General features: G+C 73.0%; 6 protein-coding genes. 5 read left to right on the plus strand and 1 reads right to left on the minus strand.

Annotation, left to right across the window (positions count from 1 at the left end; all coding sequences use genetic code 11):
• The first annotated feature begins 110 nt into the window (after positions 1-110).
• The 4 genes from ACFW9D_RS36585 to ACFW9D_RS36600 all read left to right on the plus strand — a co-directional run bounded on the left by ACFW9D_RS36585 (position 111) and on the right by ACFW9D_RS36600 (position 6,302).
• Entirely contained in the window at positions 111-1,634 is a 1,524-nt protein-coding gene (locus ACFW9D_RS36585) for an MFS transporter (RefSeq protein WP_188335289.1), read from the plus strand.
• 10 nt (positions 1,635-1,644) lie between these two features.
• Positions 1,645-2,124 carry an NUDIX domain-containing protein gene (locus ACFW9D_RS36590; protein WP_384629579.1) on the plus strand — a complete coding sequence of 160 codons (480 nt, stop codon included), beginning with the start codon at positions 1,645-1,647 and terminating at the stop codon, positions 2,122-2,124.
• Between the two features lie 84 nt (positions 2,125-2,208).
• Complete coding sequence (locus ACFW9D_RS36595; RefSeq protein ID WP_384629583.1) at positions 2,209-3,603, plus strand: NADP-dependent succinic semialdehyde dehydrogenase; 1,395 nt, start codon at positions 2,209-2,211, stop codon at positions 3,601-3,603.
• Between the two features lie 227 nt (positions 3,604-3,830).
• Positions 3,831-6,302, plus strand: a complete 2,472-nt coding sequence (locus ACFW9D_RS36600) for a polysaccharide lyase 8 family protein (protein ID WP_384629586.1) — start codon at positions 3,831-3,833, stop codon at positions 6,300-6,302.
• Here ACFW9D_RS36600 and ACFW9D_RS36605 read toward each other — a convergent pair.
• Complete coding sequence (locus ACFW9D_RS36605; RefSeq protein WP_384629590.1) at positions 6,271-7,440, minus strand: substrate-binding domain-containing protein; 1,170 nt, start codon at positions 7,438-7,440, stop codon at positions 6,271-6,273. The two genes, ACFW9D_RS36600 and ACFW9D_RS36605, sit on opposite strands and share 32 nt — an antisense overlap.
• A gap of 230 nt (positions 7,441-7,670) precedes the next feature.
• Between ACFW9D_RS36605 and ACFW9D_RS36610 the strand changes: the two genes are divergently transcribed.
• Positions 7,671-9,020 (plus strand): esterase-like activity of phytase family protein, encoded by a 1,350-nt coding sequence (locus ACFW9D_RS36610; RefSeq protein WP_384629593.1) that lies wholly within the window; start codon positions 7,671-7,673, stop codon positions 9,018-9,020.
• Positions 9,021-9,062 lie beyond the last annotated feature (42 nt).

A 9,062-nucleotide genomic window follows, 5' to 3' on the forward strand; every position in this document is an offset into this window, starting at 1 on the left:
ACCGCGAGGAGAACGCACGCGTTCTCTCCCCGGTCGCCGTCCCTCGTTCGGGCGCATAGCGTGGTGGGCGATGTTGATCGGGGGGTGCACCTGGGTGTCTGGAGGCCTCCATGGATCGCTCGCCCGATTCCGCAGCAACCGCCGGATCCGTACCCGCCTCCGCCCCACCGGGCACGAGCACCGCGTACCCCGGCGGCGGCCGGCACGAGCACCGCTGGCTGATCCTCGCCGTCATCGGCATCGCCCAGCTCATGGTCGTGCTCGACGCGACGATCGTGAACATCGCGCTGCCGTCGGCCCAGCGGGATCTGGGTTTCACCGACGGCAACCGGCAGTGGGTCGTCACCGCGTACGCGCTCGCGTTCGGCAGTCTGCTGCTGCTCGGCGGACGCATCGCCGACCTGGTGGGCCGCAAGGCGGTGTTCCTCGCGGGCCTGGTGGGCTTCGCCGCGGCCTCCGCGTTCGGCGGCGCCGCCACCACGTTCGGCATGCTGGTCGCGGCCCGCGCCCTGCAGGGCATGTTCGGGGCGCTGCTCGCGCCGGCCGCGCTGTCCCTGCTCACGACGACGTTCACGGACCCGCGCGAGCGTGCGAAGGCCTTCGGCATCTACGGCGCCATCGCGGGCGCGGGCGGCGCGGTCGGTCTGCTGCTCGGCGGCGTGCTCACCGAGTACCTGGACTGGCGCTGGTGCCTGTACGTGAACCTGCTGTTCGCGGTGGTCGCGATCCTCGGCGGGGCGCGGCTGCTGCACGGCGGCCGGCCCGCGGACCGGCCCAAGCTGGACGTGCCGGGCACGATCCTGGTGTCCGTCGGCCTGTTCTGCATCGTGTACGGATTCTCGAACGCCGAGTCGCACGCCTGGGGCGACGCGCAGACCTGGGGCTTCCTGGTGGCCGGCGCGGTGCTGCTCGTCGTGTTCGCCTGGTGGGAGACGCGGGCGGCGCATCCGCTGCTGCCGGTGCGGGTGGTCACGGACCGGGACCGCGGGGCCTCGTACCTGGCGATGTTCATCTCCGGCGCCGGCCTGTTCGGCGTGTTCCTCTTCCTGACCTACTACCTCCAGCAGGTCCTCGCGTACTCGCCGGTGATCACAGGTGTGGCCTTCCTGCCGATGGTGGCGTGCATGATCTTCTCGTCGGTCGTGGCGACCAACTCGCTGCTCCCCCGGCTCGGCCCGAAACCCCTGGTCCCGCTGGGCATGGCGCTCGCGGCCGCCGGTATGGCGTGGCTGACCGCGCTGGACACGAACAGCTCGTACGCGGCCCATGTCATGCCCCCGTTGCTGGTCTCCGGCATCGGCCTCGGCCTGGTCTTCGCGACCGCGATGAACCTGGCCACGGCGGGTGTCGCCGCGCACGACGCGGGTGTGGCCTCCGCCATGGTGAACACGAGCCAGCAGGTGGGCGGTTCGATCGGCACGGCGCTGCTCAACTCGCTGGCGACGAGCGCCGCCGCGAACTACATGGCGGGCAAGCCGCCGACCCCGCAGGTCAGGACGCAGGCAGCGCTGGAGAGCTACTCGACGGCGTACTGGTGGTCGGCGCTGTTCTTCGCGGTCGGGTTCGTCGTGACGCTGGTCCTGTACCGGCCGGGCCCGCCCCGGTCGCTGACCGGCGAAGCCGTCCACATGTGAGCCTGAGGGCATGAGCGACCAAGCCGGAAAGAGACCGCGGCGCAGCGCCGGCCTGCTGCTGTTCCGCCGCACCGACGGCGGGCCCGAGGTGCTGCTCGGGCACATGGGCGGCCCGTTCTGGGCGCGCAAGGACGCGGGCGCGTGGACCGTGCCGAAGGGCGAGTACGAGGAGGACGAGACGGCGTGGGACGCGGCCCGCCGGGAGTTCCGCGAGGAGCTGGGGCTGCCGGCGCCGGGCGGGCCCGCGCTGGCGCTCGGCGATGTCGTGCAGTCGGGCGGCAAGCACGTCACGGTGTGGGCGGTGGAGGGCGATCTGGATCCGGCGGACGTGGTGCCGGGCACGTTCACGATGGAGTGGCCGCCGCGCTCGGGACGCCGTGCCGAGTTCCCCGAGCTGGACCGGGCGGCGTGGTTCGGCCTGGACGCGGCGCGGGCGGTGACGGTGAAGGCGCAGGCGGTGTTCCTGGACCGGCTCGCCGAGCGGCTCTGAGCCGGGGCGCGGGCGGCGTGCTCGCGTTGCGCGGCCCCGCGCGGCGCGGGAAGGTCGAAGGAACCGCGCTCAGGAGGTCGCCCCATGCCCATCGCGACGGTCAACCCCGCGAACGGCGAGACGCTGGAAACGTACGAAGCCCTCTCCCCCGACGCCCTGGAGGAGAAGCTGGCCCTGGCCGCCCGCACCTTCGCCGCGTACCGCACGACGGTGTTCGAGGAGCGGGCCAGGATGATGCGGCACGCCGCCGATCTGCTGGACGCGGACACGCCGGAGATCGCCCGGACCATGACGCTCGAGATGGGCAAACCGATCAAGGCGGCCCGCGCGGAGGCGGCCAAGTGCGCGCGCACCATGCGCTGGTACGCGGACCACGCGCAGGAGCTGCTCGCGCCGGAGCATCCGGCCGAGTCCGACGTGAAGGACTCCGGCGCGGCCCGCGCCGAGGTGCGCTACCGGCCGCTGGGCCCGGTGCTCGCGGTGATGCCGTGGAACTTCCCGCTGTGGCAGGTGGTCCGGTTCGCGGCGCCGGCACTGATGGCGGGCAACGTGGGGCTTCTCAAGCACGCCTCGAACGTGCCGCAGACCGCGCTGTACCTGGAGGACCTGTTCCTGCGCGCGGGCTTCCCCGAGGGCTGTTTCCAGACGCTGCTCATCGGGTCGGGCGCCGTCGAGGGCGTGCTGCGGGACGAACGGGTGGTGGCGGCGACGCTCACCGGGAGCGAGCCCGCGGGCCGTTCGGTCGCGTCGGTCGCGGGCGACGAGGTGAAGAAGACGGTCCTGGAGCTGGGCGGCAGCGACCCGTACGTGGTCATGCCGTCGGCGGACGTCGCGAAGGCGGCGAAGACCGCGGTGACGGCGCGGACGCAGAACAACGGGCAGTCGTGCATCGCCGCGAAGCGGTTCATCGTGCACGAGGACGTGTTCGAGGAGTTCAGGGAGGCGTTCGTGGAGGGGATGCGGGCGCTGAAGGTCGGCGACCCGCTCGACGAGGAGACCGACATCGGCCCGCTGGCCAGTGAGCAGGGCCGCAAGGACCTGGAGGAGCTGGTCGACGAGGCGGTGGAGAGCGGGGCGACCGTCCTGTGCGGCGGGCAGCGGCCGAAGGACTTCGACCGGCACGGCTGGTTCTACGAGCCGACGGTGCTGGCCGACATCACGCCGGAGATGCGGATCCACCGCGAGGAGACGTTCGGGCCCGTCGCGACGCTGTACCGGGTCACGGGCCTGGACGCGGCGATCGAACTCGCCAACGACACCCCGTTCGGGCTGAGTTCGAACCTGTGGACCGGCGACGCGGAGGAGATCGAGCGCTTCGCCCGGGACAGCCAGGCGGGCGGTGTCTTCGTGAACGGGATGACCGCCTCGCATCCCGCGCTGCCGTTCGGCGGGAACAAGCGCTCCGGGTACGGGCGGGAGCTCTCGGGGCACGGGATCAAGGAGTTCTGCGACATCACGACGGTGTGGATCGGGGCCTGATCCCGTACGGGGCCGGTCCTGAGCCGGCCCCGGCAGGGCCACTGGCTCCGACCCTCCGGGGTCGGAGCCGAGAACGATCGAAACGATCAATTCGGCCGGTTCTCTTGAGCGTTTGAATCACCGGGTGCTAGAAACCGCTTACTCCCAGCGGACCCTCCAGCCTCCCGGAGCCCTTCATGACGCCCCAGCAGCCGTCCCCCGTTCCGCCCTCCGCACTGTCTTCCGAGGTGCCCTCACCTCGCTCGCCGTGGTCCCGCCGCGGTTTCCTCGCCACGACCGCCGCAGCCGGCGCCGCGCTCGCCGTCGGGATACCGCAGCAGGCGTCGGCGGCCGCCACCGTCACCTCAGAGACATCGGAAGCCGCCGTGGACGAGTTCGCCGAACTGCGCGCCAAGTGGCGCTCGCTGTACCTCGGTGAGGGCTTCAGCCCGACCGCCGAGCCGTTCCGCTCGAAGCTGGCCACGCTGGGCACGCAGGCGCGGGCCTGGCAGACGGCGATGGCTCCGGCGGCCGGATCGCTGTGGCCGGACGCCGTGTTCGGGGACCCCGAGCCCGACACGGACTCCGAGTCGTACGGCTACTCCGAGAAGATCCAGACGAGCTACGAGCGCGTGCGCGTGATGGCGGAGGCGTTCTGCCAGCCCGGCACGGGCCTGACCGGCGACGCCGCCCTCAAGGCCGACGTGCTCACCGCGATCGACCACCTGAGCACGCAGGTCTACAACAAGTCCCAGCCCCAGTACGGCAACTGGTACAACTTCCAGATCGGCGCCCCGCAGCGGCTGCTCGACATCGCGATCCTCATGTACGAGCACCTGAGCGCGGAGCAGATCACGGCCGCGGTCGAGGCGATCGACCACTTCGTGCCGGACTCGCTCGTCGATCACTACACGGGCACCAGCACCGGTGCGAACCGTATCGACCTGTGCCGGGTCCTCGCCCTGCGCGGCGTCCTCGGCGGCACCGCCGCGAAGCTCGCCCTCGCCCGCGACGCCGTCTCACCGGTCTTCCCCTACGTCACCTCGGGCGACGGCCTGTACGCCGACGGATCCCTGATCCAGCACACGTACGTGCCGTACACCGGGTCGTACGGGGCGGTCCTCATCGACGGCCTGAGCAAGCTGTTCGCGCTGCTCGGCGGCTCGACGTGGGCGATCACGGACAGCGGACGGCAGATCTTCCTGGACTCGGTCGAGGGCGCGTACGCGCCGTTCCTGCACGACGGGCTCATCGTGGACAACGTGTCGGGGCGGGCGATCAGCCGCGGCCTCGTCGCGGGCGACACGCTGAAGGTGCAGCAGGACGACCACACGCGCGGCCACGCGATCATCGCGTCGATCCTGCTGCTCGGGCAGGGGGCGAGCGCGGAGGAGAACGCGCGCTGGCAGGGCCTGGCCAAGGGCTGGTTCACGCGCGACCGCTACAAGGACGTGACGACGGGCCGCACGCTCGGGGTCGCCGCGCTGTCGCGGGTCACCGCGCTGCTCGCCGACGGAGCGGTGAAGGCGGCGCCCGAGCCGGCCGGGCACCAGGTGTTCCCGGCGATGGCCCGCGCGGCGCATCGCTCGGCCGCGTTCACCGCGTCCGTGTCGATGGCGTCGAAGGCGATCACGTTCTACGAGAACGGCAACGGCGAGAACGTCCGCGGCTGGCACACCGGTTCGGGGATGCTCTACTGGTGGGCCGCCGGGGACAGCGCGGGCGGCGGGCAGTACAGCGACGGCTTCTGGCCGACGGTCGACCCGTACCGGCTGCCCGGCACGACGGTCTCGCGCAAGCCGCTCGCGGACGCGGCGGGTGGGGCGTGGGGGGCGGCGCGTCCCGACACGACGTGGGTCGGCGGCGCGACGGACGGCAGGTACGGGGTCGCCGCGCAGGACGTGCGGGGACTGTCCTCCACGCTGCGGGGCCGCAAGGCGTGGTTCTTCGTGGACGACGCGGTGGTGTGCCTCGGCGCGGGCATCTCGGCGGCGGACGGGGCGGGCGTCGAGTCGGTCGTCGACACCCGCAACCTCGGCTCGGCGGGGACGGCGCGCCTCACGGTGGACGGCACGGCACAGCCCTCGGACCTGCCGTGGAACGGGAGCTTCCCGAAGGCCCGTTGGGCGCATGTCGCCGGGCACGGCGGCTACGTCTTCCCCGGCGGGGCGGCGATCGACGCACGGCGGGAGGAACGCACGGGGACCTGGAAGGCGATCAACGGCGGCGGCTCGACGGACCCCGTGACGCGGCGCTACGTCACGCTGCTCGCCGACCACGGCACGGATCCGTCGGACGCGGCGTACGCGTACGTCCTGATGCCGGGGGCGAGCGAGCAGCGTACGGCGGAGCGGGCGGCGGACCCGGCCTGGCTGGAGCTGACCTCCAACTCCGGTGCCGCGCAAGGCGTCCGGGTCCCGTCCCTCGGCCTCACGGGGGCGGTGTTCTGGGAGCCGGGCACGATCGGCAAGGTGAGCGCGGACGCGCCGCTGATCGTCCAGATCCACGAACGCCGCGACGGCACGGCGACGGTGTCCGTCAGCGACCCGAACCGCGCGGTGCGGGGCGCGACGCTGGTCTGGCGCCGCCCGGTCCGCTCGGTGACGTCGAAGCCGGCGTCGGTGACCGGGGTGTCGACGGGCCGCGAACTGAAGCTGACGTTCGCAGACCTCACGGGCGCGGGCGGGGTCACGCAGAAGGTGATGGTTCGGCTGTCGTAGGGGGTGTGCTCCACTCCCGCCGGGCCGCTTCGGCAGGCTGGGCACCGCACGACCTTCGGATTCTCAACTGCGGGAGGATGTCGAGGTGTTGGGCCGGTTCCGGTGGGGTGCCCGGGGTGAGGCGGGTCAGGAGGAGGGTGGCGGCTCGGTGGCCCACCGTGCGCTTCGCGGGGGCCACCGCCGTGAGGGGCAGGTCGGCGAGCGCGGCGACCTCGTCGTCGTACGTGATGACGGCCAGGTCCTCGGGGACGCGGATGCCGTGGGCGCGGAGCCTGGGCACGAGCACGATGGCGTCGGCGTCGCTGTGCAGGATCGCCGCCGTCACCCCGTGGTCCTCCACCGCCTCGCGGAGATGGGCGAAGGTCCGCTCGAAGCGGTCGGCCTCGGTCGTGCCGGCGGGGTGCGGGGACGGTTCGGGCGCCGGGTCGAGACCGAGCGCCTCCACCGCCGCCTCGTGCCCGCGCCGCAACTGCGCACTGGTCGGCGAGTCCTGCGCGGCGAGCGCGACCCCGCGGTGGCCGAGCCCGGCGAGGTGGCGGACGGCGACGGCCGCGCCGTGGGCGTGGTCGGAGCGGACGCGGTCGAGCGCGGCGGCGGGATGGCCGTGCGGGGCCGAGCGCTCCACGAGCACGGTCGGCACAGTGCGCTCGGCGATGCGCAGCCCCTCACCGGGCCCGGGCACCCCGGTCTCCCAGCTCGGCGTGAGGAGCAGCCCGTCGACCCCGCCCGCGAGCAGCCGCTCGACCTGCGCGGTGTCCTCGCCGGGCAGATAGCGGGACAGGGCGACGACGAGCCGGGCGCCGGCCGCCTCGACGGCCTCGCGGGCCCCGCGCACCACTTCCGCGTAGTAGTACTCGGTGGTGGGCACGACCATGCCCACGACGAGACCGGACGGGGCCCGGCCCACCTCGGCGGCGATTTCACCCCGTTCGGGCGGGCCCGCGACGGTGTCGCCGGGCCACACGACGGCCCCGTGCAGCCGTAGCAGACGCCCCTGCGAGGCCAGCGCCTCCACGTCCCGGCGCAGTGTCACCGGGGAGACCCCGAGTTCGCGGGCCAGGTCGGCGACGCGGATCGTGCCCCGTTCCCGGAGCAGTTCGAGCACCCGCGCATGGCGCCGGTCGACGTGCAGCCGCATGAGGTCGGCTCCTCCCCCGCTCCGGTCCGTCCCTCGGACCGTGGTGCATCGTATCGATCGGGTCCGCTCGATACGGTCACGAGGCGCGGTCCCTGGCCGGGCTGCTCCCGTGGCGACGGTTACCGCGCCCTCCGCTCGTTCGCCCGTATTCACCCTGCGGTCACCGGCCGTTCGATCCCGGGGCCGACCGTGTGCCCAGTCCGAGCGAAGCACCGCGTCCAGGAGGCCCCATGTCCCCGCTCGTCCCCGGCAAGCGCCGCGTCCGCCGCACCCTCGCCGTCGGGGTGCCGCTCGCCGCGCTCGCGGCCGTCGTCGTGGCCGGCACCGCGACGGGCGCCCCGGCCGGGCCGGCCGCGGGCGAGGTCACGGGTGGCGCGACCCTCCCCGACCTGCCGCTCGGCGCGTTCAGCAACCACCTGCTGCCGGGCACCGTCGCCGACGACCGCGGCGTCGACCTGGGCGGCATCGGTTCGGACCTCTACCCGGCGGGCCGCGAGGGCGAGTACTGGACGGTGACCGACCGCGGCCCGAACGGTCAGATCAAGGTCGACGGCAAGAAGCGCCGCACGTTCCCGGTGCCCGGCTTCGACCCGGCGATCGTGAAGATCAAGGTGCACGGTGACACGGTCGAGGTGATCGACGCGATCCCGCTGACGACCGCTTCGGGCAAGCCGGTCACGGGCCTGCCGAACCAGGAGAGCCGCGACGAGAAGCCGTACACGTACGACGCGCGCACGCCTCTGGCCTTCGACCCGAACGGACTCGACACGGAGGGGATCGTGCGGGCCGCCGACGGCAGCTTCTGGCTGGTCGACGAGTACGGTCCCTCCCTCGTGCACGTCTCCGCGCACGGTCGTGTGCTCGCCCGCCACGTGCCGAAGGGCCTCGCCCTGAAGGGCGCCGACTACCCGGTCGTCGAGTCGCTGCCGTCGATCCTGCTGCACCGCAAGGTCAACCGTGGTTTCGAGGGCCTCGCCCAGCTCCCGAACGGCGATCTGGTCCTGGCCGTGCAGAGCCCGCTGTCCGTTCCGGACCAGGACGCCGGCGAGGCCTCGCGCACCGCGCGACTGCTGCGTTTCTCCCCGAAGAAGGCCGCGGTGACGGCCGAGTACGCGTACCGCTTCGACGCGGTGGACGTCGTCGACCCGGGCGAGGACGACACCTCGGAGCTGAAGATCTCCTCGGTCGTGGCGCTCGGCGGCGACCGGCTGCTCGTCGAGGAGCGCACCGACAAGGCCGCCCGCCTCCAGGAGGTGCGGCTCACGCGCGGCGCGAACATCCTGGGCGGCCGCTGGGACGACGACCGTACGTCGCCGTCGCTGGAGCAGCTCGACGACCCGGCCGGGTCGGGCGTGCCGGTGCTGCGCAAGCGTCTGGTCGTGGATCTGAACACGGTCGACGGGGTGCCGGACAAGATCGAGGGCGTGGCGCTCGCCGGGCGCGGGACGCTCGCCCTCATCAACGACAACGACTTCGGGATGACGGACGGGGCGGAGGCGTTCGACACGGACGGGCGGCTCGTCGACAGCGGTGTCGAGACGCGGGTCACGTACGTGCGGCTGCCCAAGGGCGCGCTCTGAGCGACGATCCGGTGTGACGCCGGGGCCCGCGCCCTCCGCTCC

The sequence above is a fragment of the Streptomyces sp. NPDC059524 genome, from assembly GCF_042749255.1.
Classification (GTDB): Bacteria; Actinomycetota; Actinomycetes; order Streptomycetales; family Streptomycetaceae; genus Streptomyces; species Streptomyces xanthii.